The organism is Frigoribacterium sp. PhB116 (assembly GCF_004364285.1).
Classification (GTDB): Bacteria; Actinomycetota; Actinomycetes; order Actinomycetales; family Microbacteriaceae; genus Frigoribacterium.
Genome location: NZ_SOBE01000002.1, coordinates 836,641 through 863,536 on the forward strand (window position 1 = coordinate 836,641; position 26,896 = coordinate 863,536).

General features: G+C 73.0%; 22 protein-coding genes, 1 tRNA gene and 1 riboswitch. Of the genes, 14 read left to right on the forward strand and 9 right to left on the reverse strand.

What is annotated here, in order from left to right:
• Nucleotides 1-125: 125 nt before the first annotated feature.
• From EDF20_RS10360 to EDF20_RS10385, 6 genes are all read left to right on the forward strand, one after another.
• On the forward strand, nt 126-1,619 hold the full coding sequence (locus EDF20_RS10360) for a glycosyltransferase (RefSeq protein ID WP_243833440.1): 1,494 nt from the start codon (nt 126-128) through the stop codon (nt 1,617-1,619).
• Nucleotides 1,616-3,619: a glycosyltransferase gene (locus EDF20_RS10365; protein WP_133738579.1), complete on the forward strand. Its 2,004-nt coding sequence runs from the start codon at nt 1,616-1,618 to the stop codon at nt 3,617-3,619. The genes EDF20_RS10360 and EDF20_RS10365 overlap by 4 nt, the downstream gene beginning before the upstream one ends.
• A 100-nt stretch (nt 3,620-3,719) precedes the next feature.
• The gene (locus EDF20_RS10370) at nt 3,720-4,595 is read left to right on the forward strand and encodes a DUF4397 domain-containing protein (RefSeq protein ID WP_133738580.1); all 876 of its coding nucleotides are present in this window, start codon (nt 3,720-3,722) and stop codon (nt 4,593-4,595) included.
• A 129-nt stretch (nt 4,596-4,724) separates the two neighbouring features.
• Nucleotides 4,725-5,903 carry a glycosyl hydrolase family 8 gene (locus EDF20_RS10375; RefSeq protein WP_133738581.1) on the forward strand — a complete coding sequence of 393 codons (1,179 nt, stop codon included), beginning with the start codon at nt 4,725-4,727 and terminating at the stop codon, nt 5,901-5,903.
• Nucleotides 5,900-6,601, forward strand: a complete 702-nt coding sequence (locus EDF20_RS10380; protein WP_133738582.1) for a class F sortase — start codon at nt 5,900-5,902, stop codon at nt 6,599-6,601. The genes EDF20_RS10375 and EDF20_RS10380 overlap by 4 nt, the downstream gene beginning before the upstream one ends.
• A 141-nt stretch (nt 6,602-6,742) precedes the next feature.
• Complete coding sequence (locus EDF20_RS10385; protein ID WP_255416194.1) at nt 6,743-7,549, forward strand: polyprenol monophosphomannose synthase; 807 nt, start codon at nt 6,743-6,745, stop codon at nt 7,547-7,549.
• Nucleotides 7,550-7,636: 87 nt separating this feature from the next.
• Here EDF20_RS10385 and treZ read toward each other — a convergent pair whose 3' ends face one another.
• The 3 genes from treZ to glgX form a co-directional block, all read right to left on the reverse strand.
• On the reverse strand, nt 7,637-9,394 hold the full coding sequence (gene treZ / locus EDF20_RS10390; protein ID WP_133738583.1) for a malto-oligosyltrehalose trehalohydrolase: 1,758 nt from the start codon (nt 9,392-9,394) through the stop codon (nt 7,637-7,639).
• A 134-nt stretch (nt 9,395-9,528) separates the two neighbouring features.
• Nucleotides 9,529-11,925, reverse strand: coding sequence for a malto-oligosyltrehalose synthase (gene treY / locus EDF20_RS10395; protein WP_133738584.1), 2,397 nt, complete (start codon nt 11,923-11,925; stop codon nt 9,529-9,531).
• On the reverse strand, nt 11,922-14,120 hold the full coding sequence (gene glgX / locus EDF20_RS10400; protein ID WP_133738585.1) for a glycogen debranching protein GlgX: 2,199 nt from the start codon (nt 14,118-14,120) through the stop codon (nt 11,922-11,924). The genes treY and glgX overlap by 4 nt, the downstream gene beginning before the upstream one ends.
• A gap of 163 nt (nt 14,121-14,283) precedes the next feature.
• Between glgX and EDF20_RS10405 the strand changes: the two genes are divergently transcribed.
• The 5 genes from EDF20_RS10405 (at nt 14,284) to EDF20_RS10425 (ending at nt 18,947) form a co-directional block, all read left to right on the forward strand.
• Nucleotides 14,284-15,231: an NAD(P)-dependent oxidoreductase gene (locus EDF20_RS10405; protein ID WP_243833441.1), complete on the forward strand. Its 948-nt coding sequence runs from the start codon at nt 14,284-14,286 to the stop codon at nt 15,229-15,231.
• A gap of 31 nt (nt 15,232-15,262) precedes the next feature.
• A riboswitch (TPP riboswitch) is annotated at nt 15,263-15,373 on the forward strand.
• A complete protein-coding gene (locus tag EDF20_RS10410) occupies nt 15,365-16,030 on the forward strand; it encodes an ECF transporter S component (RefSeq protein WP_133738587.1) in 666 nt (221 codons plus the stop codon). It overlaps the preceding riboswitch by 9 nt.
• 19 nt (nt 16,031-16,049) lie before the next feature.
• Entirely contained in the window at nt 16,050-17,528 is a 1,479-nt protein-coding gene (locus tag EDF20_RS10415; protein ID WP_243833442.1) for an ABC transporter ATP-binding protein, read from the forward strand.
• Nucleotides 17,525-18,319, forward strand: coding sequence for an energy-coupling factor transporter transmembrane component T (locus EDF20_RS10420; protein ID WP_123548202.1), 795 nt, complete (start codon nt 17,525-17,527; stop codon nt 18,317-18,319). Before EDF20_RS10415 ends, EDF20_RS10420 begins: the two co-directional genes overlap by 4 nt.
• Nucleotides 18,312-18,947 carry a hypothetical protein gene (locus EDF20_RS10425; RefSeq protein WP_243833443.1) on the forward strand — a complete coding sequence of 212 codons (636 nt, stop codon included), beginning with the start codon at nt 18,312-18,314 and terminating at the stop codon, nt 18,945-18,947. The genes EDF20_RS10420 and EDF20_RS10425 overlap by 8 nt, the downstream gene beginning before the upstream one ends.
• Here the strand turns inward: EDF20_RS10425 and EDF20_RS10430 are convergent.
• Complete coding sequence (locus EDF20_RS10430; protein WP_133738588.1) at nt 18,937-21,111, reverse strand: acyltransferase family protein; 2,175 nt, start codon at nt 21,109-21,111, stop codon at nt 18,937-18,939. The genes EDF20_RS10425 and EDF20_RS10430 overlap by 11 nt on opposite strands.
• Before the next feature lie 122 nt (nt 21,112-21,233).
• Between EDF20_RS10430 and EDF20_RS15905 the strand changes: the two genes are divergently transcribed.
• Nucleotides 21,234-22,895 (forward strand): glycosyl hydrolase family 28-related protein, encoded by a 1,662-nt coding sequence (locus tag EDF20_RS15905; RefSeq protein WP_208292616.1) that lies wholly within the window; start codon nt 21,234-21,236, stop codon nt 22,893-22,895.
• Between the two features lie 34 nt (nt 22,896-22,929).
• Here EDF20_RS15905 and EDF20_RS15715 read toward each other — a convergent pair whose 3' ends face one another.
• From EDF20_RS15715 to EDF20_RS10460, 5 genes are all read right to left on the reverse strand, one after another.
• Nucleotides 22,930-23,328, reverse strand: a complete 399-nt coding sequence (locus tag EDF20_RS15715; protein WP_166644798.1) for a metallopeptidase family protein — start codon at nt 23,326-23,328, stop codon at nt 22,930-22,932.
• A 255-nt stretch (nt 23,329-23,583) separates the two neighbouring features.
• Nucleotides 23,584-23,661, reverse strand: a tRNA-His gene (locus EDF20_RS10445).
• Nucleotides 23,662-23,700: 39 nt separating this feature from the next.
• Nucleotides 23,701-24,321 carry an oligoribonuclease gene (gene orn / locus EDF20_RS10450; RefSeq protein WP_123548205.1) on the reverse strand — a complete coding sequence of 207 codons (621 nt, stop codon included), beginning with the start codon at nt 24,319-24,321 and terminating at the stop codon, nt 23,701-23,703.
• A gap of 97 nt (nt 24,322-24,418) precedes the next feature.
• Complete coding sequence (locus EDF20_RS10455; protein WP_123548206.1) at nt 24,419-25,702, reverse strand: MFS transporter; 1,284 nt, start codon at nt 25,700-25,702, stop codon at nt 24,419-24,421.
• Nucleotides 25,699-26,136 (reverse strand): MarR family transcriptional regulator, encoded by a 438-nt coding sequence (locus EDF20_RS10460; RefSeq protein WP_123548207.1) that lies wholly within the window; start codon nt 26,134-26,136, stop codon nt 25,699-25,701. The genes EDF20_RS10455 and EDF20_RS10460 overlap by 4 nt, the downstream gene beginning before the upstream one ends.
• 128 nt (nt 26,137-26,264) lie before the next feature.
• Here EDF20_RS10460 and EDF20_RS10465 point away from each other — a divergent pair, with 128 nt between their 5' ends.
• Together EDF20_RS10465 and EDF20_RS10470 are read left to right on the forward strand one after the other, a co-directional pair.
• Nucleotides 26,265-26,561, forward strand: coding sequence for an oligoribonuclease (locus EDF20_RS10465; RefSeq protein ID WP_123548208.1), 297 nt, complete (start codon nt 26,265-26,267; stop codon nt 26,559-26,561).
• A gap of 67 nt (nt 26,562-26,628) precedes the next feature.
• Nucleotides 26,629-26,889, forward strand: coding sequence for a thioredoxin family protein (locus EDF20_RS10470; protein WP_123548209.1), 261 nt, complete (start codon nt 26,629-26,631; stop codon nt 26,887-26,889).
• Nucleotides 26,890-26,896: the final 7 nt, after the last annotated feature.

Below are 26,896 nucleotides of genomic sequence, written 5' to 3' on the forward strand. Positions count from 1 at the left end.
ACCACCTGCACCGCGCACCACCCGCACTGCGCACCATCGGCACCATCGGCACCATCCCGCTCGCGGCACCCGACCGTCGCGATCCGGAGACCACCTCCCACCCCTGACCCGACAGGAGAACGACCGTGTCGACTGACCCGACGCACCCCGTGCACTCCCTGCTCGCCGCCGGCGAGCCCCAGCCCCTGCTGACGCCGCAGGCACCCACGAGCCCTGACCAGTTCGTGCCCAACCGCGGCGCCACGTCGGGCGCGGGGGAGGCCCTCTCGGGCTTCTCGCTGCCCGACTGGAGCCCCTTCGAGTGGATCGGCTACTCGTCGCTCGTCCTCGTGTCGCTGCTGCTGACCGCGGTGGCCGTCTCGACGCTGTGGTGGATGCTGCACGCCTGGCGCTCGAAGGACAACCTCGAGGGCAGCCAGTTCAGCTCCGACCCCCTCGACGCGCGCCACTCGTTCACCCTGCTGGTCCCCGGACGGCACGAGGAGGAGGTCATGGGCCAGACCCTCGACCGCCTCGCGCTGCAGGACCACCCCGACTTCGAGATCATCGCGATCGTCGGCCACGACGACCCGGGCACCGAGCGCGTCGCCCGTGAGGCCGCGGCACGCCACCCCGACCTGATCCGCGTGGTCGTCGACTCGAGCGTCCCCAAGAACAAGCCCAAGGCGCTGAACCTCGCGCTGCAGACCTCGCGCGGCGAGATCGTCGGCGTGTTCGACGCCGAGGACGAGGTGCACCCCCGCCTCCTGACGCTCGTCGACTCGCGCTTCAGCGAGACCGACGCGGACGTCGTCCAGGGCGGCGTGCAGCTGATGAACTTCCAGTCGAGCTGGTGGAGCCTCCGCAACGTGCTCGAGTACTACTTCTGGTTCCGCTCGCGCCTGCACTTCCACGCCAAGGAGAAGTTCATCCCGCTCGGCGGCAACACCGTCTTCGTCCGCAAGGACTGGCTGGACTGGTCCGAGGGCTGGGACGCCGAGTGCCTCGCCGAGGACTGCGAGCTGGGCGTCCGCCTGTCGAGCGCCGGCGCGAAGGTCGTCGTCGCCTACAGCCCCGAGGTCGTCACCCGCGAGGAGACCCCCGGCACGTTCGTCTCGCTGCTGAAGCAGCGCACCCGCTGGAACCAGGGCTTCATGCAGGTCTACGGCAAGGGCGAGTGGAAGAAGCTGCCGCGCCTGCGCCAGCGCCTCATGGCTCGCTACCTGCTGACCATGCCCTTCATCCAGGCGGCCACGGGCCTCCTGATCCCGATCTCCGTCATCCTGATCTTCACGATCAAGGTGCCGACGGCCATCGCGCTCGTCTCGTTCATCCCGCTGGCGCCGACCCTGGTGCTGCTGGCCGTCGAGTTCACCGGCCTCCGGGAGTTCGGCCGCACCTACGGCCAGAAGGTCCGGGCCCGCGACTACTTCCGGCTGATCTGGGGCCTCATCCCGTACCAGATCTTCCTCGCCCTCGCCGCCGTGCGAGCCGTCTTCCGTCAGATCCGGGGCATGAACGCCTGGGAGAAGACGGAGCACACCGGAGCCCACCGCCCCGCCGAGACCCCTGCCCCGCAGGAGGCGCCTCGCGCGTCCCAGCAGGAGCCCGCCCTCGCCATGACCGGAGGTGACCGATGACCAGCACGCTGAACCGCCCGACGGCGGTCGACGACCGCATCGCCACGGCGCCGCGTCGTCCCGGCACGCCCGTGCAGCCTGCCCCCGCACGCTCGCCGGGGTGGCTCCGCCGCCACGGCGCCAGCCTCGTCTGGCTGCTGCCCCTGATGGCGATCGCCGCCGTCGTGCAGGCCTTCAACATGGCCGGCTCGCCGCAGCGGATCGACGACGAGGGCACGTATACGGCCCAGGCCTGGGCCGTCCAGAACCTCGGAGAGCTCGCCCACTACACCTACTGGTACGACCACCCCCCGGTGGGCTGGCTGCAGATCTCGGCCTACACGGCCCTGACCGGAGCCTTCGACCGCTACGACGTCGCGGTGCTGGCCGGCCGCGAGGCGATGCTCGCCTTCACCGTCGTCGCGGTCGCCCTGCTCTGGCTGCTCGCCCGCAAGCTGGGCCTCAGCCGCCCCGCCGCGGCCGTCGCCGGCCTCGTGTTCGCCGTGTCGCCGCTGGCCCTCCAGTTCCACCGGACGGTCTACCTCGACAACGTGGCCACGCCGTGGCTGCTCGCCGCGTTCGTCTTCGCCCTCAGCAAGCGCTACCAGCTCGCCGGCTTCGCCGCCGCCTCCGTCTCGTTCGGCATCGCGGTGCTCTCGAAGGAGACGTACCTGCTCGCCCTGCCGTTCCTGGCCTGGATGATGTGGCGCGGCGCCGACAAGTCGACCCGTCGCTACACGCTCTCGATCGCGGGCAGCCTGCTCGTGCTCGTCGGCCTCGGCTACGTCGCGCTCGCCGCCGTCAAGGGAGAGCTGCTGCCGGGCGCCGGCCGGGTCAGCCTCCTCGAGGGCATCCAGTTCCAGCTCGCGACCCGTGAGGCGAGCGGCTCGGTGTTCGACACCGGCAGCCTCTTCTTCGCGACGGTCTCGCAGTGGTGGCAGCTCGACCAGGTGCTGATCGTGGTCGGCACCCTCGCCTCCGTCGTCGGCCTCTTCATGAAGCGGGTCCGCCCGATCGCCGTGATGATGGTCTTCCTGATCGCGTTCATGTTCCGTCCCGGCGGCTACCTGCCGGTGCCGTACGTCATCATGCTGCTGCCGTTCGCGGCGCTGCTGATCGCCGCGGTCACGGACGCCGCCGTGAAGTCGGTGCGGGCACGACGGGCCGGTGCCGTCTCGACGGCCGCTGTGCGCACGGGGTCCGTCACGTGGATCGCGCTCACCGTCGCCGCCGTGGTGGCGCTGGTGCCCCTCTGGGCCGTCCAGCTGCGCGGGTTCCTCGACTCCGACCTCGACGCGCCGATGCGCAACGCCGAGACCTGGGTCGAGACCAACGTCCCCAAGGACAGCCGCCTCCTCGTCGACGACGCGGTGTGGGTCGACCTGGTCCGTGCCGGCTTCGCCCGGGACAACGTGATCTGGTTCTACAAGATCGACACCGACGGCGCCGTCCAGGCGCAGTCGCCGAACGGCTGGCGCGACTCGGACTACCTGTTCGAGACCGAGTCGGTCCGGACCTCGGGAGCAGGATCGCCCGATGTGCGCTCGGCGCTCGAGAGCTCGACGGTCGTCGCCTCCTTCGGCGACGGCGACCAGCAGGTGAACATCCGCCGGATCGACAGCGACGGCGCCGCCGAGGCGCAGCGCTCCGGGGACGCTGCCGCCGCCGCGCGGTCCGCCGCCGGTGCCGAGCTCGCCCAGAACCCGGACCTGCAGGTGTCGGCCACGTTCGACCAGGCCCTGCGCGACGGCCGCCTCGACCCGCGTGCCCTGATCGTCCTCGGCCAGCTCGCGGCCGCGGCGCCGATCTCGGTCGCTGACCCGGCCGCCCTGCCGGGCGAGCAGGAGTCCGTGTTCCGTCAGTTCGACGTGACGCCGCAGGGCGGCGAGACCGTCGCGCAGCTCGACACGCTCCTCCGCGGACTCGGCGACACCTACGAGCCGGCCTCGATCGAGCCGCAGGGAGACGGCCTCCGCATCACCTTCTCCGCCGTCGCCCCGTCGGGCGTCCTGTCCGACTGACCACCGCGCCGGGGGTCGTCCACACGACCCCCGGCACCCCTCCTCACCGCCGTCGCGCTCCCCAGGACGCGGCACACCCGACCGGAAAGGAACCATCCTCATGGCACCACTGCACAGCAGCACCGCACGCACCGCCGACGTGACCGTCGCCTCCTCGACCACCACCCCGAGGCGCCGTCTCGTGACCGTCCTCGCGCTCACGGCGGCGACCGGCGTCGCCCTCGCCGGGTCGCTCGTCGGCGCCTCGCCGGCGCACGCCGCCGACGGCGACGGCTGGGTCCGCGTGGGCCACCTCTCGCCCGACACCAAGTCGGTCGACGTGACCCTGACCTCGCTCGCCGGCGGCCAGGTCGTCATGGACCTCGACGACGTCACGTTCGGCCAGGTCAGCCCGTACCAGGCGCTGACGCCCGGCACCTACGTCGTCTCGATGACCGCCGCCGACGCACCCGCCGACGCGAAGCCGGTCATCACGACGAACGTCACCGTCGACAGCGGGCAGCCGATCACGGCCCTCGCCTACGGCCCGAACGACGACCTCGAGACCCGCGTCGTCAAGGACGACCTCACCCCGCCCACGGACGGCCAGGCCAAGGTCCGCCTGTTCCAGGCCGCGACCGTCAGCAAGACCGTCTCGGTCGCGACGACGACGGGCACGACCATCGCGTCGAAGGCCTCGTTCGGCAGCGCGAGCGGCTACGCCGAGGTCGCCGCCGGCCCCTGGAGCCTCGACCTGACCGGCCAGAAGGTCACCGGCACGAGCGACGTCGACCTCGCGGCCGGCAGCATCAACACGCTGTTCGTGCTCGACAACTCGACCGGCGGGCTCACCGTCGTGCCCGTGGTCGACAGCGCGGCCACGGCGCAGGCCCCCGTGGGCGGCGTCCAGACGGGCGGCGGCTACCTGGCCGAGCACCCGGCGAAGGACGAGCCCGCCGGCTTCTGGGCCACCGTCCGCAGCTGGTTCGGGGCCTGAGTTCCCGAGGAGGCGCGGTGAGCGACCACCGTCGCCGCGCCTCCTCGAGATCCCCCCGGAGCACCCTGCACGCAGCACCCCGCACGGACCCCGCTCCGTGAGCCACACCGAGACCCTCAGAGGAACGACATGACGAAGAAGACGAAGGCACTGCTCGCCGCAGTGGTCGTCGCGGCCGTGGCCGTGACCGCCGGCATCGCCCTCCTCGTCGTCGGAGCACCCGGCGGCGCCCCCGACCGCACCGCCGGGGGGCCTGCCGAGAGCAGCGACCCCGGCACCGGCGACAGCACTCCCGACGCCCGCAGCGCCACGCAGATCGGCGAGGACTTCCTCGACGAGTGGGTGGACGACGACGGCCGCGTCGTCCGACGAGACCAGGGCGACGACACCGTCAGCGAGGGCCAGGCCTACGGCATGCTCGTCGCCGCGGCCGTCGGTGACGAGGACCGTTTCGCCGCCATCTGGGACTGGACGAAGGAGGAGCTGGTCCGTCAGGACGGACTGCTCGCCTGGCGCTGGGCCGACGGCGTCGTCGTCGACGACATGCCCGCCAGCGACGCCGACGTCGACGCCGCCAGGGCTCTCGTGTTCGCCGGTGCGGCGTTCGACCGACCCACCTGGACCACCGAGGGAGTCCAGCTCGGCACGCACGTGCTCGACGAGATGACGGCGAGCACCGACGTGGGGCGCATCCTGCTCCCCGGTCCCTGGGCCGCCGGCTCCGGCCCGTGGTCGTACAACCCCTCCTACGCCGCGCCGGCCGCTTTCGCGCAGCTCGGCCAGGCCAGCGGAGACCCCCGCTGGGCCGAGCTCGAGCAGGGCTCCCGCGCGGTCACGACGAACGTGCTGACCGCCACCGCCCTGCCGAGCGACTGGGCGCAGGTGCAGCGGGACGGCACCGTCGTCCCCCTGCCGAGCGCCGACGGCTCGTCGGGCACGGTCCAGTACAGCTACGACGCCGGCCGGCTCGCCCTGCGGTACGCCGAGTCGTGCGACCCGGTCGACGTGGCGCTGGCAGCGCGGCTCGCGCCCGTGCTGCAGCGCTACCCCGACCTGCCGATGCAGCTCGACCTGGGCGGCCAGGAGGTGGGCCAGGACCAGAGCCCGCTCGCCTACGCCGCGCGGGCCGCCGCGCTCGCCAGTGCGGGGGAGCCCGACGCCGCCGCGGCCGACCTCGGTCGTGCCGACGCGCTGGCACAGTCGACGCCGACCTACTACGGCGCGGCCTGGGCCGCGCTCGCCGCCCTCCAGCTCGACGACGAGGGCTCGGCCCTCGGCGCCTGCTCGCCCCTGGCGGTGTCCCGATGACCGTGTCGCAGTTCGTCTCGTCGCACCGACGTGCCGCGGTCGCGCTCGGCGCCGCCGTGCTGCTGCTCGCCGGGGGCGCGACCGTCGCCGCCGTCGCGGCGCAGCCGGGCGGGTCCGGCGCGGACGCGCAGGGCCCGGCCCCGACCACGGCACCGGCGTCGTCCGCCTCGCCGGGCGCCGACCCCGCCAGCGGGGCCGCGGGCTCGTTCCAGGACCCGGCGGCGCCGTCGTACACCGCGCCTCCTGCGGGGGCGACGCCCGAGCGGGTGCAGATCCCGTCCATCGGGGTCGACTCGGGCCTCGAGGACCTCGGCCTCGGCGCCGCCGGCGAGCTCGACCCGCCGCAGGCGTGGGAGTCGGCCGGCTGGTACCGCGACGGCACCGTGCCCGGAGCCGTCGGACCTGCCGTCATCGCCGGGCACGTCGACTCGGGCAGCGGACCCGCCGTGTTCGTCGACCTGGCGAAGCTGGCCGTCGGCGACGAGGTCCAGGTGACCCTGTCGACCGGCACGGTCGAGACGTTCCGCGTCACGGGCAGCGAGCGGACCCCCAAGGCGACGTTCCCCACCAGCGACGTCTACGGCTCGACCCCGACGCCGAGCCTGCGCCTCATCACCTGCGACGGCACGTTCGACCGCTCGACCGGGCACTACGTCGACAACCTCATCGTCTTCGCCGACCTCGTGTCGACGAGCTGACGCCCCACACGCCCTCCGCCACACGACCCCGCGGCCGACGCACCCGACACGTCCGGTCCGCACCGCACCACCGCACCACCGCACCACCTCACCCGACCCGCACCGCCCTTCTCTCCGACCCGACCGGAAAGGACCACCACCGTGAACGACGCGCTCGTGATCATCCCCACCTACGACGAGAGGGACAACCTCGACATGATCGTCAGCCGGACCCTCGCGTCCGGCGCTGCCGTCGACGTGCTCGTCGTCGACGACGGCTCGCCCGACGGCACCGGCGACCTCGCCGACAGCTGGGCCGCCCGCGAGCCCCGCGTGCACGTGATGCACCGCACCGAGAAGGCGGGCCTCGGCGCCGCCTACCTCGCCGGCTTCGCCTGGGGCCTCGAGCGCGGCTACGACGCGATCGTCGAGATGGACGCCGACGGCTCGCACCACCCCGAGGACCTGCCGCGTCTTCTCGGGCTGCTCGCCGACGACGACCTCGTGCTCGGCTCGCGCTGGGTGCCGGGCGGCGAGGTCGAGAACTGGCCGCTGCGGCGTGAGCTGCTCAGCCGCGGCGGCAGCTGGTACACCCGGGGCGCCCTGGGGATCCGCGTGGCCGACACGACGGGCGGGTTCCGCGCGTTCCGTGCCTCGGCCCTCCGCCGCATCGACCTCGACGCCGTCGAGTCGCGTGGCTACTGCTTCCAGGTCGACCTGCTCTGGCGCGCCCTCCAGGCGGGCCTCCGGGTCGTCGAGACTCCGATCACGTTCACCGAGCGCGTCCACGGCGCCTCGAAGATGAGCGGCTCGATCGTCAGGGAGTCGCTGACCAAGGTGACCCTCTGGGGTCTCCGCCGGCGAGGGCGTGCCCTCGTCGAGCTGGTCGTGCGACACCGTCGCCTGCCGAGCGTCCGCGCGACGTCGCACCGGGTCGGGCCCGTCGTGCGCCACGCGCAGGCGCGCTAGCAGGGAGGCGGCACCGTCCGCACGGCAGGGGTGGTCAGCCCCGGCCGTGCGGACGTCGTCATGTCCGGCCTCGGTCGAGCGCCCCGGCTAGCGGACCAGCGCGACCGAGTGCGGCGGCAGCACCAGCTCGGCGCCGGCCGCGATCGAGTCGTCGCTGGCGAAGAGCACGGAGGAGGCGGGCACGTCGACCCGCGCCTCCTGCGTCCCGAAGTTGACGGCCACCCGGATCGTGCCCCGGGTCATCACGAACCAGCCGGCCTCGGCGTCGTGCTCGACCGAGGTGAGGCCGAGGCGCGGGTCGGTGAGCTCGGGCTCGGCACGGCGCAGAGCCGTGAGCTGCTGGTAGGCGTCGAGCAGCAGGGCGTGGCGCCCCCGCCCGAGCTCCGACCAGTCGAGCTTCGAGTCCTCGAACGTCTGCGGGTCCTGGGGGTCGGGCACGACCGACTCGTCCCAGCCCGACTTCGCGAACTCGGCGATGCGGCCCTTCGCGGTGGCCTCGCCGAGCTCCTTCTCGGGGTGCGACGTGAAGAACTGCCACGGGGTCGAGGCGCCCCACTCCTCGCCCATGAAGAGCATCGGCGTGTACGGCGAGGTGAGGGTCAGCGCCGCGGCGATCTGCAGCTGCCCGTCGTCGAGGGTCGCCGCGAGGCGGTCGCCGACGGCGCGGTTGCCGATCTGGTCGTGGTTCTGGTTCGCGACGACGAGGCGCCAGGCGGGCATGTGCTCGACGTCGACCGGGTGGCCGTGGTCGGCCTCGCGGAACGACGACCAGGTGCCGTCGTGGAAGAACCCCTTCGTGACGACCTTCGCCAGCGAGTCGAGCGACGCGAAGTCGGCGTACCAGCTGTTCGTCTCGCCGGTCAGGGCGACGTGGAGCGCGTGGTGGAAGTCGTCGCTCCACTGCCCGTCGAGGCCGTAGCCCTGGCGGTGGTCGGGGCCGAAGCCGCCGCCGTCGCGAGGCGTGACGAGGCGGGCGTCGTTCAGGTCGCTCTCGGCGATGAGCGTCAGCGGGCGGCTCAGGTGGGCGCTGAGGGCGGCGGTGCGCTCGCCCATCTCCTGCAGCAGGTGCACCGGGCTGTCGTCGACGAGCGCGTGCACGGCGTCGAGCCGCAGGGCGTCGACGTGGAACCGCTCGAACCACATCAGCGCGTTGTCGAGGATGAACTCGCGCACCTCGTGCGAGCCCTCGTCGTCGAGGTTGACGTTGTCGCCCCACGTGTTCGCGTGCTTGCTCGACAGGTACGGGCCGAAGGCGGGCAGGTAGTTCCCCGAGGGGCCGAGGTGGTTGTAGACGACGTCCTGCACGACGCCGAGCCCGGCGGCGTGGGCGGCGTCGACGAAGCGCTGGTACGCGTCGGGCCCGCCGTAGTTGTCGGTCACCGTGAACCAGTCGACCCCGTCGTAGCCCCAGTTCCAGCGGCCGTTGACGCCGTTGACCGGCAGCAGCTCGACGAGGTCGACGCCGAGCTCGACCAGGTGCGGCAGCTTCTCGATCGCCGAGTCGAGCGTGCCGTCGGGCGTGAAGGTGCCGACGTGCAGCTCGTAGACCACCGCGCCGGCGAGCTGACGACCCGTCCAGGAGGCGTCGGTCCAGTCGAACGAGTCGCCGTCCCAGGTCTCGCTGAGGCCGTGCACCCCGTCGGGCTGGCGCCGCGAGCGCGGGTCGGGCAGCGGCGTCTCGCCGTCGTCGACGAGGAACCCGTACCGGTGGCCGGGGGAGCGGTCGAGGTCGGCCGGCGCACGCCACCACCCGGTGGAGGCCTCGTGCTCGAGCGGCAGCACGTCGCCGTCGAGGTGCAGCTGCACGGTGGTCGCGGTGGGTGCCCAGACGTCGTAGACGCTCATCGGTCTCCTCGGGAGGTGTGGTGGTCGGGAAGGTGCAGGTGGTCGGGTGGCCGCGGGCAGGACGACGAACCGCCGACCCGCAGGGGGTCGACGGTAGTCGTGCGGAGGTCCGCTGTTCCTGCCCTGCGGCGTCCTTACTGCTCTTCCGCAGGGACGAGCAGCGCGACGGGGTACGTGTCGAGCACGTCGGCGAGGCGGAGGCGCCCGCCCTCGTGCACGCGCCCGGTGAGCACGTCGCGCCAGCGGCGGCCCTGGACGAGGACGACGGTGTCGCCCCAGCCCCCGGCCTGCTCGAGGGCGACGGGCAGGCGCGTCGCGATCGTCAGCGCGCCGCCGCGGTCGGCGGCCACGGCCGAGTCGGCCTGGTCGCCGAACACCGGCAGGGCGCCGTAGCGCGTGAACAGCTCCGGGCGGTCGCGACGGAGCGTCAGCGCCCGGTGCGTGACGAGCAGCTTCGCCGCGCCCGTCTCGTCGACCGGCGGCGTCTCGCCGGCCGCGACCTGGTCGAGGAGGCGACGGCGCAGGGCGAAGTCGACCTCGCGACGGTTGTCCGGGTCGACGAGCGAGTGGTCCCACAGCTCGCCGCCCTGGTACACGTCGGGACTGCCGGGGCCGGTGAGCTGGAGCAGGGCGAGGCCGAGCGAGTTGCTGCGGCCGGGGGCGCGGACGACGTCGACGATCCTCTCGATCTCGTGCCGCACCTCCTCGTGGTCGAAGACCGCGTCGATCGCCGCGTGCATGCGCTCCTCGAAGGCCTCCGCGTCGGCGGTGCGGTCGGTCCACGTGGTCGAGGTGCTCGCCTCGCGGCTCGCCTTCTCGGCGTAGGCGTGCAGTCGCTCGCGCGACGCGGGCCAGGCGCCGACGACGCTCTGCCAGAGGATGTTCTCGAACGGGCCGTCGCCGACCGGGGCGAGGTCGCGGAGGCGCTCGAGGGTCGCCGTCCACTCGTCGCCGATCTCGGAGAGCACGGTGATCCGCGAGCGCACGTCGGCGCTGCGCTTCGTGTCGTGCGTCGACAGCGTCGTCATGCCGAAGGGCCGCTCGGCCAGGCGGGCCTGCTGGCGAGCGTGGAACTCGGCGGGCGTCAGCGAGAACTCGGCGGGGTCCGCGCCGACCTCGGTGAGGGTGGCGAGACGGCTGTAGCGGTAGAACGCCGTGTCCTCGACGCCCTTGGCCATCACCATGCCGCTGGTCTGCTGGAAGCGCACGGACGCCGGGTGCGACTCGTCGGCCAGGACGGCGACGACGCGGGCGATCTCGTCCGCGAGGTCGGGGCGGCTCCCGGTCGCGACGTCGGCCGCGCGGGCCAGCTGGTCGGCGCCCTGCGGGAGGTAGCTGCGGTAGACCGGGAACGCGGCGGCGAGCTCGGCGAGGGCGTCGACGACGGCGTCGTCCGCGCGTCCGTCGTCCGAGACGAGGCGGGCCAGGCGACGGATCTCGCTGCCGAGGATGCCGTCGGCGATGCCGCGCTTGGTGCCGAGGATCATGCGGTGCCAGTCGACCGCCTCGTCCGACGCGCGGGCGTCGTCGTCCGCGGGCGAGTGCGCGCTGTCGTCGTCGGCGCGGAGGCGCGAGTCGAGGCCGTCGAGCGCGGCGGCGCCGCGGGGGTCGACGAAGACCCGGTCGAGGTCGGCGAGGGCGTCGTAGCCGGTGGTGCCGTCCGTCGCCCAGTCCTCGGGGAGGCGCTCGTCGCCCTCGAGGATCTTCTCGACGAGCACGTGGGCGCCGCCGGTCAGCGCGGCCAGCCGGTCGAGGTAGCCGCCCGGGTCGGCCAGGCCGTCCGGGTGGTCGACACGGAGACCGTCGACGAGGCCCTCACGGAACCAGCGTCCGATCTCGGCGTGCGACTCGTCGAACACCCAGCCTTCCTCGACGCGGATGCCGGCGAGGGTGTTCACCGCGAAGAAGCGACGGTAGTTGAGGTCCGTGTCGGCGCGCTTCCAGTGCACGAGCTCGTACGACTGGCGGGCGTGCACAGCGGCGGCGTCGGCAGGGCCGTCCGCGGCGTCGCCGAGCGTGCTGGGTGCGATCGGGTAGACGTTCTCGTAGTAGTGCAGCTCGCCGTCGACGACCTCGAGGCCCTCGATCCGGCCGTCGGTGCCCGCGGGCTCGCCGAGCACGGGCAGCAGCACCTTGCCGCCGCCGGCGGCCCAGTCGACGTCGAACGCGTCGGCGTACGTGCTGTCCCGACCGTGCGTGAGCAGGTCCCACCACCAGGTGCTGGCCTTCGGGGTCGCGACGCCGACGTGGTTCGGCACGATGTCGACGAGCACGCCGAGGTCGGCGCCGTGGGCACGCTCGGACAGGGCGTCGAGGCCCGCCGCGCCGCCGCGGTCGGGGTCGACCCGGCTGTGGTCGACGACGTCGTAGCCGTGGTCGCTGCCGGGCTCGGCCTCGAGCACGGGCGACAGGTAGACCCAGTCGGCGCCGAGGTCGCGCAGGTACTGCACCTGGTCGGCCGCCGCGAACAGGTCGAAGCCCGCCCTGATCTGCAGCCGGTAGGTGGAACGGGGGTGGTCGTGTCGGGTCACGCGGGCTCCTCGGCCGTGGCTCGGAGGACGACGAGGGAACGGCCCGCCACGGGGAGCCGGTCGCCGGCGAGCAGCGCCGCAGGGATCTGCGGCGTGCTGGGGGGCTGGACGGTGGTCGCGGTCCGCGTCGCCGTCGGCGTGCGCGGTGCCGCCTGGGCAGGGGGCGGAGGCGCGGACACGGTGCTGTCGACCACCACCTCCCAGCCCTCCGCGTACTCGTCGGGCGGCAGGACGAAGGTGACCGTCTCCGCGCTCGCGTTGAAGTACAGGACGAAGTTCACGTCGGTGATGCGGCCGCCGCGCTGGTCGCGCCCCCGGATGCCGTCCCCGTTGAGGAACATGCCGATCGCCTTGGCGTAGGACTCGTTCCACTCGCCCTCCTGCATGGCGTCGCCCTCGGGCGTGAGCCAGACGATGTCGGGCAGCGGCTCGCCCTCGCCCCGGGTGACGGGACGGCCGTTGAAGTAGCGCTGACGACGGAACGTGGGGTGGTCGTGCCGCAGCTTGATCACCTCGGCGACGAACTCGACGAGCTCGCGGTCCGCCGCCTCCCAGTCGATCCAGCTGATCGGGCTGTCCTGGGCGTAGGTGTTGTTGTTGCCGCGCTGGGTGCGGCCCAGCTCGTCGCCGTGCAGCAGCATCGGGACGCCCTGGCTGAGCAGCAGGGTCGCGAGGAAGCTGCGCTGGCGCTGCTCGCGGAGGGCGCGCACCTGCGGGTCGTCGGTCTCGCCCTCGACGCCGCTGTTCCACGAGCGGTTGTGGCTCTCGCCGTCGGCGCCGCCCTCGCCGTTCGCGTCGTTCTGCTTCTCGTTGTAGCTGACGAGGTCGCGCATGGTGAAGCCGTCGTGCGCCGTCACGAAGTTGATGCTCGCGACCGGGCGGCGTCCGTCGCGCTCGTAGAGGTCGGCCGAGCCGGTGATGCGGCTCGCGAACTCGCCGAGCGTCGAGGGCTCGCCGCGCCAGAAGTCGCGGACGGTGTCGCGGTACTTGCCGTTCCACTCGGTCCACTGGGGCGGGAAGTTGCCGACCTGGTAGCCGCCGGGGCCGACGTCCCACGGCTCGGCGATCAGCTTGACCTGGGACACGATCGGGTCCTGCTGCACGAGCTCGAAGAAGGTCGACAGCCGGTCGACCTCGTAGAACTCGCGGGCGAGGGAGGCGGCGAGGTCGAAGCGGAAGCCGTCGACGTGCATCTCGGTCACCCAGTAGCGCAGGCTGTCCATGATCAGCTGCAGCGAGTGCGGGTGACGGACGTTGAGGCTGTTGCCGGTGCCCGTGTAGTCCATGTAGTGCTTGGCGTCGCCGTCCATCAGCCGGTAGTAGGCGGCGTTGTCGATGCCCTTGAACGACAGGGTCGGCCCGAGGTGGTTGCCCTCGGCCGTGTGGTTGTAGACGACGTCGATGATGACCTCGATGCCCGCGGCGTGCAGCACGCGGACCATCGTCTTGAACTCCTGCACCTGCTGGCCGATGTCGCCCGTGGCCGAATAGGCCGCGTGCGGCGCGAAGAAGCCGATGGTGTTGTAGCCCCAGTAGTTGCTGAGGCCCTTCTCGAGCAGCGTGTTGTCCTGCACGAACTGGTGCACGGGCATCAGCTCGAGGGTCGTGATGCCGAGCTTCTTGAGGTGCTCGATGATCGCCGGGTGGGCGACGCCGGCGTAGGTGCCGCGCTCGTCCTCGGGGATGTCGGGGTGCGTCTCCGTGAGCCCCTTGACGTGCGCCTCGTAGATGACGGTCTCGTCGTAGCTGTACTTCGGGGGGCGGTCGCCCTGCCAGTCGAAGAACGGGTTGATGACGACGCCCAGCATCATGTGCGGGCCGCTGTCGTCGTCGTTGCGGGAGTCGGGGTCGCCGAAGTGGTACGCGAAGAGCGACTCGTCCCAGTCGATCTCGCCGCAGGTGGCCTTGGCGTACGGGTCGAGCAGCAGCTTGGCGGGGTTGGCCCGCGAGCCCGTCGCGGGGTCGTAGTCGCCGTGCACGCGGTAGCCGTACTTCTGCCCGGGCTGCACGGTCGGCAGGTAGGCGTGCCAGACGTAGGCGTCGACCTCGGTGAGGGGCACGCGCGTCTCGGCGCCGCCGGCGTCGAAGAGGCACAGCTCGACCTTGCTGGCCGCCTCGCTGAAGATCGCGAAGTTGGTGCCGCTGCCGTCGTAGGTGGCGCCGAGCGGGTAGGGGTTGCCTGGCCAGGTGTGCAATCGGACCTCCGGGTCGTGGACCACGTCAGCCTACGGGCAGCGGGCGCACCGGGGCCGCCGCGCCTAGCGTCGGGGCCATGACGACCGCAGCGCTGCCGACGACGGCAGCTGTCCTCGACCCCCGCCCGCGCCTCCTCGTCGGGGCCTCGTCGTGAGGGTCGTCGTGATCGGCGCCACCGGGCACGTCGGCGGCTACCTCGTGCCGCGGCTCGTGCTCGCGGGGCACGACGTCGTCGCCGTGTCGCGCGGCGCCTCGGCGCCCTACCGCGAGCACGCCGCCTGGGCGAGCGTCGAGCGCGTGCAACTCGACCGCGACGCCGGCGACGCCGACGGCTCGTTCGGCCGGGCGATCGCCGAGCTGCACGCGGACGTCGTCGTCGACCTGATCTGCTTCACGCCCGCCTCCGCCCTGTCGCTCGTCGAGGCGCTGCGCGGCAGCGGCACGGTGCTGCTGCACTGCGGCACCATCTGGGTGCACGGTCCGTCGGCGGAGGTGCCGGTGACCGAGGAGGCGCGGCGCACGCCGGTCGGCGAGTACGGCACGCAGAAGGCCGAGATCGAGCGCCTGCTGCTCGCCGAGTCGCGGCGACCCGGCGGCGTGCAGAGCGCCGTGCTGCACCCCGGCCACATCACCGGGCCCGGCTGGCCGATGATCAACGCCGTCGGCAACCTCGACCTCGACGTGTGGGAGGCGCTCGCCGCGGGTCGCGAGGTCGTCATGCCGGGGCTCGGGCTCGAGACCGTCCACCACGTGCACGCCGACGACGTCGCGCAGGCGTTCCAGCGGGCCGTCGAGCGTCCGGCGCGGGCCGTGGGGGAGTCGTTCCACGTCGTCAGCGAGCGCGCCGTCACCCTGCGCGGCCTCGCCGAGCAGGTCGCGAGGACCTTCGGGCAGGAGGCGCAGCTCACGTTCGCCTCGTTCGAGGACTTCCGAGCGCAGCGCAGCCCCGAATCGGCGGACGCGTCGTGGCAGCACCTGTCGCGCAGCCACTCGATGAGCATCGACAAGGCCCGGCGCCTGCTCGGCTACGCGCCGCGGTGGACGTCGGTCGAGGCGATCGTCGAGGGCCTCGAGTGGCTGCGTGCCGACGGCCAGCTCACGCTCGCCTGACGCAGTCGGGCCGCGGCGGCGGTATGATCGGCGGCACACACACGGGAGTCCGGTGATCCGGGCTGAGAGGAAGCGATCCACGCTTCGACCGTCGAACCTGATCTGGATCATGCCAGCGCAGGGAGGAGAGAACATGTCTGTTTCCGTGTCCGCGAACGAGGCCCAGCCCGATCGCCAGGATCGCCCCACAGCCTCGGGGTCGCCGAAGTCGCCGAGGCCGTCGCGTCGCTGGCGCGTCGTCGACATCGTCGTGGCCAGCGTGATCGGGGTCGCCTGCGGCGTCGTCTTCTGGGCCTGGGGCCTCGCGTGGGAGCCGCTCAGCAACCTGCTGGCCTTCACGCCCGGCCTCTCGGGCCTGCTGTCGGGCGGCTGGCTCTTCGCCGGGGTGCTCGGCGGGCTGATCATCCGCAAGCCGGGCGCCGCGGTCTACACCGAGGTGATGGCGGCCGTGGTCTCGATGCTGATCGGCACGCAGTGGGGCTTCTCGACCCTGATCTGGGGCGTCGTCGAGGGGCTCGGCGCCGAGCTCGTCTTCGCGGCGTTCCTCTACTCGTCCTTCCGCCTCCACGTCGCCCTCCTCGCCGGGGCCGGCGCGGGCGTCGCGGTCGCCCTGCTCGACACCTCGTTCTCGTCGATCGCCGCGACCGCCGTCGAGTTCAAGGTCGTCTACGGCATCAGCGCGGTCGTCTCCGGGGTCGTCCTGGCCGGCCTGCTCTCCTGGCTCGCCGCCCGGGGGCTCGCCCGCACCGGCGCGCTCAGCCGCTTCGCCTCCGGCCGCTCGGCCGAGGCACGCGTCTGAGCATCGCGACCTCGACGACGTGACCGCCTCCCCCGGCGCCCGGGTCGACGCCCGCGGCTGGGGGTGGCGGCACGCCGGCCGGATCCTCCCGGCCGTGTCCGAGCTCGACCTGGTCGTCGAGCCGGGCGAGCGCGTGCTCCTGCTGGGCGCCTCCGGGGCCGGCAAGTCCACGCTGCTGGCCGGGCTCGCCGGCGTGCTGGGCGGCGACGACGAGGGCGACGCCCGCGGCGAGCTGCTCGTCGACGGGCGGCCCCCGGCCGAGCAGCGCGGCCGCGTCGGGCTGGTGCTGCAGGACCCTGACTCGCAGGTCGTCCTCGCCCGCGTCGGCGACGACGTGGCCTTCGGCTGCGAGAACATCGGCGTCCCGCGCGACGAGACGTGGCGCCGCGTCGACGACGCCCTCGACGCCGTCGGGCTCGACCTGCCTCGCTCGTGGCCGACGGCCCAGCTGAGCGGCGGGCAGAAGCAGCGCCTCGCGCTCGCCGGTGCGCTCGCGATGCGACCGGGGCTGGTGCTGCTCGACGAGCCGACGGCGAACCTCGACCCCGAGGGCGTCGTCGAGGTGCGCGACGCCGTCGCCCGGGTGGCCGAGCGGACCGGTGCGACGCTCGTCGTCGTCGAGCACCGCGTCTCGGTCTGGTTGCCCGTCGTCGACCGCGTCGTCGTGCTGGCGGCCGGCGGGGGAGTCCTCGCCGACGGTGCCCCCGAGGAGGTGCTCGACCGGCAGCGCGGACGGCTCACGGAGGCGGGGGTGTGGGTCCCCGGGGTCGTGCCGGAGCCGCCCGTCCGGCGTCGCGTCTCCTCGCGGGCCCCGCTGCTCGAGGCTGCGGGGCTGGCGGTGGGCCACCGCGGCCCGCGCGGCCGTGCCGTGGCCTCCGACATCGACCTGACGGTCCACGACGCCCGCACGCTGGCCGTGACCGGCCCCAACGGCGCGGGCAAGTCGACGCTCGCCCTGACGCTCGCCGGCCTGCTCGCCCCGGTCTCCGGCGAGCTGCGTGCCACGCCCGAGCTCGCGGCCGGGGCGGGCGAGGCACCAGTGCGGTGGCGCTCGCGCGAGCTGCTCACCCGGATCGGCACGGTGTTCCAGGACCCGGAGCACCAGTTCCTCACCCCCACCGTGCGTCGCGAGCTGGCGGTCGGGCCGGAGGCGCTCGGCGAGCCGGCCGCACAGGTCGCCGAGCGCGTCGACGAGCTGCTGGCCCGCCTCCGGCTCGACCACCTCGCCGGCGCGAACCCGTTCACGTTGTCCGGGGGCGAGAAGCGGCGCCTGTCGGTGGCGACCGTCCTCGCCTCGCGGCCCCGCCTCCTCGTGCTCGACGAGCCGACCTTCGGGCAGGACGCCCGCACCTGGCGCGAGCTCGTGGCTCTGCTGGCGGCGCTCGTCGACGAGGGCCGCAGCGTCGTCGCGGTCACGCACGACGCCGAGTTCGTCGCCGCGCTGGCCGACGACGTGGTCGTCCTCGAGCGGCCCGTCGTCGCCGAGGGGTCACGATGAGCCTGCTCGAGGCGGTCGAGACCGACCGCGTCGTCGGGCGGGTCAACCCCGTCGCGAAGCTGCTCGCCGCGCTCGTCGTGTCGGTCGTGCTGCTGCTCTCGATCGACTGGGTGTCGGCGGGGGTGGCGCTCGGTCTCGAGCTGCTGCTGCTGCCCTGGGCGGGGCTCTCGGCGAGACAGCTGCTCCGGCGGACCGCGCCGCTCTGGATCGCCGCGCCGACGTCGGTCGTCGTCACGGTGCTCTACGGCCGCGACGACGGCGCCGTGCTGCTGCAGTTCTGGTGGATCAGCGTGACGGAGGGGTCCGTCTCGTTGGCCTTCGCCATCGGCCTGCGCATCCTCGCGGTCGGCATCCCCGGCATCGTCCTCCTGGCCACGACCGACCCCACCGACCTCGCCGACGGCCTCGCCCAGGTGCTGCGGCTGCCGGCGCGGTTCGTGCTCGGCGGCCTCGCGGGCCTCCGGCTGGCGGGGCTCTTCGCGGACGACTGGCGTCAGCTGGCCCTCGCCCGTCGGGCGCGCGGCGTCGCCGACGCGCGCGGCCCGGTCGCCGCCGCACGTCGCCTCGCCGGGCAGGCGTTCGCGCTGCTCGTCCTGTCGGTGCGGCGCGGGAGCAAGCTCGCGACGGCGATGGAGGCGAAGGGCTTCGGCTCGGACACGGCGCGCACCTGGGCCCGGCCGTCGACCGTGGGGCTGCGGGACGCCGTGCTGGTCGCGATCGGCGTGCTCATCGCGGCGGCTGCCGTCACGGCCGCGGTGCTCGCGGGGACGTGGGAGCTCGTCCTTGCCTGAGGAGGGGGCGGCCGACGTGGGCCAGCCCGACGCCGACGCGCGTCGTGTCGTCGTCGACCTGCTGAGGAGGGCGCAGGAGGCGCGGGTCGGCCAGGACCGCGTCGTGCTGCTGGTCGACGGCCGGTCGGGCTCGGGCAAGACCACGTTGGCGCGTCACCTGGTCGATGCGTGGCCGGTCGACCGGCTCGGGCCGGTCCAGCTCGTCCACCTCGACGACGTGTACCCGGGGTGGCACGGGCTCGAGGCGGCGTCGCGGGTGGTCGAGTCGACGATCCTCGCGGCGGCGGACCCGGGGTGGACGACGTGGGACTGGGAGCACGGCGTGCCGGGGGAGCGGCGGACGCTCGACCCGGCTGTGTCGGTGGTCGTCGAGGGCGCCGGGGCGCTGACCCGCGCCTCCTCCGCCCTGGCGACGCTGCGTGTCTGGCTCGACCTGGTTGACGAGACGCGGCGGGCCCGTGCGCTGGGGCGCGACGGCGCGACCTACGAGCCGTGGTGGGACGTCTGGGCCGAACAGGAGGAACGTCACCTCGCGGCCGAGTCCCCGCGGGAGCTCGCCGACGTCGTCGTCCAGGTCGAGGTCGGGGCCGTGGTCGACCGGGACGGGACGGGACGGGTCACGGGATGACGCCCTCCGCACGGAGCAGCTCGCCGAGCACCGGGGACGCGGCCTGCTGGAAGACCCTCGTGAGGTGCACCCTGTCCTGCTTGACGGGGGCGGTCCCGACGAAGGCCGGGCAGAGCTGCCCGAGGCACGTCACGGGCAGGGTGTCGACGACGTGTCCGCCGACGGCCTCGACCGTGGCCCGGTCGGACGTGGCCCTGGCGTGCCACGTCGACGACGGCCGGCTGATGCAGTCGGCCGGCGTGCTCACCCGCGTGTAGCACGAGGCGATGTCGGCATCGTCCGGCGGCGGGGCGAGCACGGCGACGGACCCCGCCGACGCGGCCAGCTCCGTGACCACGGGCTCGAAGCCCGCTGCCCAGCGGGCCGGCGTCACCGGGCCGGCGCCCACCTCGTCGAAGTCCTGGTAGGAGTTCGTCACGAGCACCACGTCCGGTCGCATCTCGGCGATCACGGCGCGTGCGGCCTGCTTGTGCGCTCGACAGGTCTCGACGTTCCGAGCGACGTCGTTCTCGATCGTCAGATCGACGAACGGGCAGGCGAACTTCGCCTGGACGACCAGCTGCCAGCCGCTGCCCGGCGCCTCGGCCAGGTCGGCGAGGGCGTCGACCCAGTGCATCGCCGTCGAGTCGCCGACGAGCACGACCGTCATCCCGTCGGCGGCCCCGAACGTGCAGTCCGACCGCGAGAGCCCCCGTGCCTCGGCGTCGCCGCACGCCAGTCGGGGGCCGCTCTCGCGGGCCCCCTCGAGGACGGCCTCGACGGTCGGTTGCAGGGTCGGCCACGTGGTCGCCTGGAGCGCGGCACGGATCTGCTCCCGCCACGCGGCCGTGAGGGGCGCATCGGGCTCGTCCCCGGGGTCGGCAGCCTCGTGCCCCGTGCCGGCGGCACCTCCCTCCCGTCCCGACGCGGAGGCCTCCTCGACCTCGAGGAGGGGCGGCGGAGCGGTGACGGGCGCGGTCGACCCGAGGGCGAGGGCGACCGCCACGAGACAAGCCGTCACGAGGACGGCGACCCCGCCCCGGACGCCGACCCTGGCGTGACGTCGCCGCCAGGCGCGCCAGGCCTTGCCTGCCGGGTCGGCGGAGAAGAGGGGCGAGTCGATCAGGGGCCGCTCGACGAGGTGGTAGCTGATCACCGACAGCAGGAGGGTCGCCACGACCACGACGGGCCACAGCGTGGAGGGCTCGTCGCCGAGCAGGGCCGTGGCGAGCACCAGCACCACGAAGTGCCAGAGGTACACGGAGTACGAGAGGTCGCCGAGCGCGAGGACGGGCCGCGTCGTCAGCGGGCCGAGCCGCGGGGGCCGCGCGGCGCCCGTCCCGGCGGCGAGCACGAGGAGGGTCGACACCACGGGCAGGAGGGCGCCGGGTGCGGGGAACCCGGCAGCGGGGTCCGTGCCGAGCGCGGCGACGGCGATGCCGGCGAGGCCCACGACGGCGAGGAGCGGTCGGCACCAGGCCGGCAGGCGAGCCGCCCCGGCGGCGCACGTCGCGAGGAGGCCGCCCGCCGCGAGTTCCCACGCGCGGGTCGCGGTCGAGAAGTAGGCGAGGGTCGGCGCCTGGGCCGTCTGGGCGAGCGCGAGCGCGAAGGAGGCGCTGCCCACGACCGCGAGGACGGCACCGAGGGCGAGGCGCGGCGTGCCGCGCCGGCGGCGACCTGCCCCCGCGACGAGGACGACGACCACCAGCGGCCACACGAGGTAGAACTGCTCCTCGACGGCGAGCGACCAGTAGTGCTGGAAAGGCGAGACGGGCCCCTGCGAGGCGAAGTAGTCGGTGCCCTGGGCGGCGAAGTGCCAGTTGGCGACCGACAGCCCGGACCAGGCCGCGTCGACGAGCACGCCCGGCGTCCGGCCGGGACCGAGCAGCGCCCAGGAGGCGACCGTCCCGGCGACGAGGACGACCAGGCTCGCCGGGAGGATCCTCTTCGCGCGCCGGCGCCAGAACGCCCCCAGCGAGACGCGTCCCGTGCGGTCCGCCTCCTTCAGCAGGAGGCCGGTGATGAGGAACCCGGACAGGACGAAGAAGACGTCGACGCCGACGAAGCCGCCCGTGGGCCGTCCGGTCACGTGCTCGGCGACGACCACGGCCACCGCCACCGCGCGGAGGGCCTGGACGTCGTCGCGGAGCCCGGGGCGTCCAGACGGCGGGCGGCCAGGGCGCACGACAGGCGGTCCGCCCCTGCGGTGCTGGTCGGGTCCGGCCGTGTTCCGGTGGGTGGCGTACAGGATGTCCTCCGATGATGGTGATGAGGCATATATTACCCAGTCGCGTATAAATTGTGGTCATGTGCCCTCGACCCGACCGTCCGACCCTCCCGCCGTCGCTCCCCGGCGACCGTCCCGTCCCGGTGCGGACGCGACGCGGCTTCCTCGCCGCGGGCGCGCTCGCCGCCGGCGCGCTCGCCGTCTCGTCCCGGTCGACGTCGGCGCTCGCCGCGGAGGGCAGCAGCGCTGACGGGGGCGTCGCCGACCGGAGCGCCGCCGACGCGGACGGTGCCGGCGGGCCGGTCGTCTCCGTGGCCGATCCGTCCACGGGCGTCGACGTGCGCGACCACGGGGCGAGGGCCGACGGCCGCTCCGACGACACCGCGGCCTTCGCCGCGGCGATCGCCGCGGCGGCTGCCGTGCGCGGCCGCGTGCTCGTCCCTGCGGGCACCTACGTCGTCGACTCCGTGACCGTCCCGCTGCTCGTCAAGGTCGTGGGCGTGGGGGCCGACGTGAGCCGCTACGGGGCGAGCACCGACGGAGGCGTCAACCTGCGTCACCTCGCCACGTCCGGCCGGCCCATGATCGTCGTCGACGGCAACGGGGTGAGCCTCGAGAACCTCACCCTGCAGGCGAACGGGTCGTCCGCACCGCTGCTCGAGGTCGTCAACGGCTTCGAGTCCCGGTTCGATCGCGTCCATCTGTCCAACGTGGCCGGCACCGCGCTCCTCGTGCACCGGGTGAACAACAACCTGTGGACAGACCTCTTCGTCAACAACTGCGGCGGGGACGACGAGGCGGCCGTCGTCGTGAAGTCGCCGACGGCGCCCGGGACGAACACGAACACGTTCACGTGCGTGAACCTCCACATCGAGGGCAGCGCCAACGTCGCCCTCGATCTCGCGTGGGGTCCGACGTCCGACTTCTTCGTCGAGTTCGTGCGCCTCGTGGCACCGCACATCGAGACGCTGCAGCAGGCGGCCGGCACCGACGCGACGATCCGCATCGGGAACGTGCGGCAGGTCGAGTTCGTGGCCCCGACGATCTACGGCGGGCCAGGACCCCTCATCGAGCACGGGGAGCAGCGCCGGCGCGGGGTGCCGCTCGACGGCGGCGTGCGTGTCGTCGGCGGGGCGCTGCTCGGGGCCGACCCGGAACGCGTCACGGCGAGCGAGACCCTGGTGCGCCTCACGAAGGGCGACGACTTCTGGCTGGTGGGCACGCGCCTGGGGCGGTTCACGGTCTCGGGCGTCAGCCTCGGGCCCGACTACGGTTCCCGGTTCGGGGTGGATCCGTCCACCCGCATCGACGCCGTCGGGTCCGCCGTGGCCGTCGCCGACCGCCGGACCGTGGCCGGACGACCCGAGTGGTCGGCGCCCGGCGACGTGGTGGTGGGCAGGCGGCTGAGGGGTTCCGACGCCGGGGCGGGCCTCACCACGTCGGTCCAGGGCAGGAACGGCCTCGGGGCGCCGGAGGCGACCGTCTCGGGATCTGACATGCGCGGCACGCTCTCGTTCGGCTCGGGCGCGGTGCCCCGGGCGGGTGGCCAGGTCAGGGTGCGCTTCGCTGCTCCCTACGCCGCGCCTCCGGTGGTCGTCCTCACCCCGGCGACGTCGCGGGCCGCGACGTCGGGTGCCTTCGTGACGACGACGCCCGACGGTTTCGTCCTCGAGACGGCCACGGCCCTGCCCGCGGGCCTCCTCGGCGACGCACTTCGCTTCTCGTTCCACGTCGTGGGCTGAGCCCGGCGGGGCTGGGCGGCCCCGTCGTCGAGTGCTAGGCCCAGCCGAGCTCGTGCAGCTGGTCGTCGTCGATGCCGTAGAAGTGCGCGATCTCGTGGACGAGCGTGACGTGGATCTCGTCGCGGAGCTCGTCCTCGGTGTCGACGACGGCGAGGTGCGGCTCGCGGTAGAGGATGATCCGGTCGGGCAGCTCGCCGAAGCCGTAGGTGCCTCGCTCGGTGAGGGCGACGCCGTCGTAGAGGCCGAGCAGGTCGAGGGAGCCGTCCTCGGGGCGGTCGTCGGTCACGAAGACGACGTTGTCGAGGCCGTCGACCATGTCGTCGGGCAGCTCGTCGAGCTCGGCCACCACCAGCTCGTCGAACCGCGCGAGGCTCAGCGTCGCCGGGTCGATGCCCGCCGCTGCCGCCGCGCCCTCCACTGTCTCGTCGTCCACCCGCCCAGCGTCCCACAGCCCCCTGGGCGCCGATGGCGGCCGCCGGGTCCCCACGCAAGAGCGACGAACCGTCGCGGAACATCGCGTCGCCTTGTCGCTTCCGAGCAGCGTCGCCGCAGCAACGAGCGAAGCGACGTTGCCCTCCAGCGGTGCACCCGCCCGGCCACCTACGACGTCTTCGACGCGGAACGCGTCGAAGACAAGAAGGCACGGAACCCCAAAAAGGCCCTGCCGAGTAGGGCAGGGCCTTTCCATTGGGGGTGAGTAACGGGGCTTGAACCCGCGGCCTCCTAGACCACAACCAGGCGCTCTACCAGCTGAGCTATACCCACCATGCGCGACTGCCGGAGCGATCGCAACGAGAAGACTCTACTACAGCCGGGGCGCCCATTCGTCCACGACGGCCTTCGAGATCGCCTGGACGTCGTCGGTGGTGGGGCCGGGATCGGCGACGAAGCCGGCGCGGCGGTAGTACTCGAGCTCGCGGATGGACTCGAGGATGTCGGCGAGGGCACGGTGGCCGCCGTGCTTCTGCGGCGCGTTGAAGTAGACGCGCGGGAACCAGCGGCGTGCCAGTTCCTTGATGGAGGACACGTCGACGCTGCGGTAGTGCAGGTGGCCGTCGACGCGGGGCATGTACTTGGCGAGGAACGCACGGTCGGTGCCGATGGTGTTGCCGGCCAGGGGCGCGTGCTGCTCGGTGGGGACGTACTTGAGGATGTACTCGAGCACCTCGTACTCGGCCTCGGCGAGGCTGGCGCCGTTCGGGATCTCATCGATCAGCCCGGAGGTCGTGTGCATCTCGGTGACGAAGTCGCCCATGTTGTCGAGGGCGGACTGGTCGGGCTTGATGACGATCGTGAAGCCGGGGTGGACGGGCACGAGGTCGAAGTCGGTGACGACGACGGCCACCTCGACCAGCTCGTCGACGGCGATGTCGAGGCCCGTCATCTCGCAGTCGATCCACACCAGTCGGTCGTTCGTCGTAGCCATGCGGCCACTCTAGTCCGGGCCTCCGGCACGGCCCGGCCCGCGCCTCCTCGTCCGGTGATCGAGGAGGCGCGGGCCGGGCAGGGCGGGCGGGCTGCGGCTACGAGACCTCGCCGGCCGAGATCGCCTCGGCCTCGACGCGGGTCGACTCGGGTCCGTCGTCGACGCGGCGCAGCGCGCGACGCCCCGCCAGGATGATCACGAGGCCGACGGCGACGCTCGCCGCGGCGAAGACGTAGGCGGCGCTCGGCGCGATGCTGTCGGCGAGCAGGGTGGCCACGGGCGGGGCGATCGCGCCGCCGATGAACCGGACGGCCGAGTACGCGCTCGAGGCCACCGAGCGGGGCAGGTCGGTCGCCTCCATCACGCTCTCGGTGAGCACCGTGTTGAGCACGCCCAGCACGAGGCCGCCGACGACGACGCAGGTGACGAGGGCCGCGGGCGTCCCGACGAACAGGGCCGCGGCGAGCAGGTCGAGAGTGAGCAGGGGGAGGGCGATGCGCAGCACCGTCGTCCGCTTCATCCGGGCGGTCAGCAGCGGGGCGACCCACACGGAGGTGATCGCGAGGCCGACGCCCCAGCCGAAGAAGGTGAGGCCGATGCCCATGGCGCCGAAGCCGAGCGGGTACGGGGTGTACGCCAGCAGGACGAAGAAGCCGATGTTGTAGAAGAACGCGGTCGCCGCGAGGGTGCCGAGGGCCGGCACGGCCAGGGCGCGGAACGGCGCCGAGAGCCTCGTGGGCGTCGGCTTCTCGATCGCGCCGCCCTTGAGGAACACCGCGATGGCGATGAACGCGATCGCCATGAGCACGGTGACGCCGAAGAACGGCCCACGCCAGCTCACCGAGCCCAGCAGGCCGCCGATGAGGGGGCCGATCGCGATGCCGAGGCCGAGGGCGGCCTCGTACAGGATGATGGCGGAGGCGGTGCCCCCGGAGGCGGCGCCCACGATAGTCGCGAGCGCGGTCGAGATGAAGAGGGCGTTGCCGAGGCCCCAGCCGGCACGGAAGCCGATGACCTCCCACACGTCGCCGCTCGTGGCCGCGAGCACGGCGAAGACGACGATCAGGGCGAGGCCGATCATGAGGGTCTTCTTGGCGCCGAGGCGGCTCGAGACCCAGCTGGTGAAGAACATCGCGATGCCGGTGACGGCCAGGTAGCTGGTGAAGAGCAGCTCGGTCTGCGTCGGGGTCGCCTTCAGCGACTCGGCGATGGCGGGGAGGATCGGGTCGACGAGGCCGATGCCCATGAAGGCGACGACGCAGGCGAACGCGATCGCCCAGACGGCGGTGGGCTGCTTGAGGATGCTCGGCTTCGCGGTGCCGGTGCCGGTGCCGGTGCCGGTACCGGTGCTCGCGGCCGGGCCGCGGCTCGCGGCGCTCATGCGGACACCGCCTCGGACGCGACGCGGGTGCTCAGCAGCTGGGCGGCGTGGTCGAGCACGCGCCACTCGTCGTCGTCCAGGTCGTCGAAGAGGTGGCCGAGCGCGGCCGCGAGCTGGCCCTTCCACTCGGCCAGCGCCTCCGTGCCCTTGGGGGTGATGGCGATGAGCCAGGCGCGGGAGTCGTCGACGTCGGCGATGCGGCGGACGAGCTCGTCGTCGGCCAGGCCGTGGATGAGCTTGGTCATCGTCGGCTGGCTGACGCGGCTCGTCCTGGCGAGGTCGCCGACGCGCATCGAGCCGTCGGTCGTGAGGATCGAGAGCGTGCGCCAGACGGCGGGCGAGGTCGTGCGGCCGGTCTCCTGCGCGGCGATCCGCGTCAGGCGATGGGTCGACGTCAGGAGGTTCTCCAGGATGTCGGTCGGCTGTGAAGTCATCCGGCAAGTGTATAGCCAATCTATATAGCTTGGCAATGTGAACCGGCTCGGCGATTGGAAGGGGCGGATGCCGGGGGAGGCGCGCTCAAGCTGGACGCGGGATCGGTGCCTCCTGGTAGAACGGCTCCATGACAGACAGCAAGCCCACCGTGGCCGAGGGATCCGAGTACGTCGTCTTCTTCGAGGGCGGCCCGAGCGACGGCCGGACCGACACGCGCATCAGCACCAACGGTTCCTACGACGAGGAGATCGTCGACTACGTCCTCGTCGAGGGCATCGAGACCGGCTTCGTCTACACGGCCCGCGAGGCCAAGATGAACGCGGACCAGCTCCAGGTCCACTACGAGCTCGACGAGAAGGACAGCGACCCCGTCGACGACCTCGAGAACCGAGGCGACCGTACCGACCAGGCCGGCTCCGTCTGAGCTCGGTCCGGCACGACACGAGGAGGCGCGAGGGAACATTCCCCCGCGCCTCCTCGTTGTCCCGGCCATGAAGCTCGAGCTGTACACGTCCGCGTTCTGTGCTCCCTGCCACGCGGCCCGCGCCGTGGTGGCCGAGGCTCAGGCTCTCGTCCCTGCCCTCGTGGTCGACGAGGCGGACGTCGCCGCGCGTGCCGACCAGGCCGAGGCGCGGGGCATCACGAGCACGCCGACCATGATCGTGCTGACCGACGACGGCACGGAGGTGTTCCGCGCGGCGGGTGCACCTCGCCTCGACCAGGTGCTGAGCGCACTGGCCCTCGCCGTCTGACGGCGTC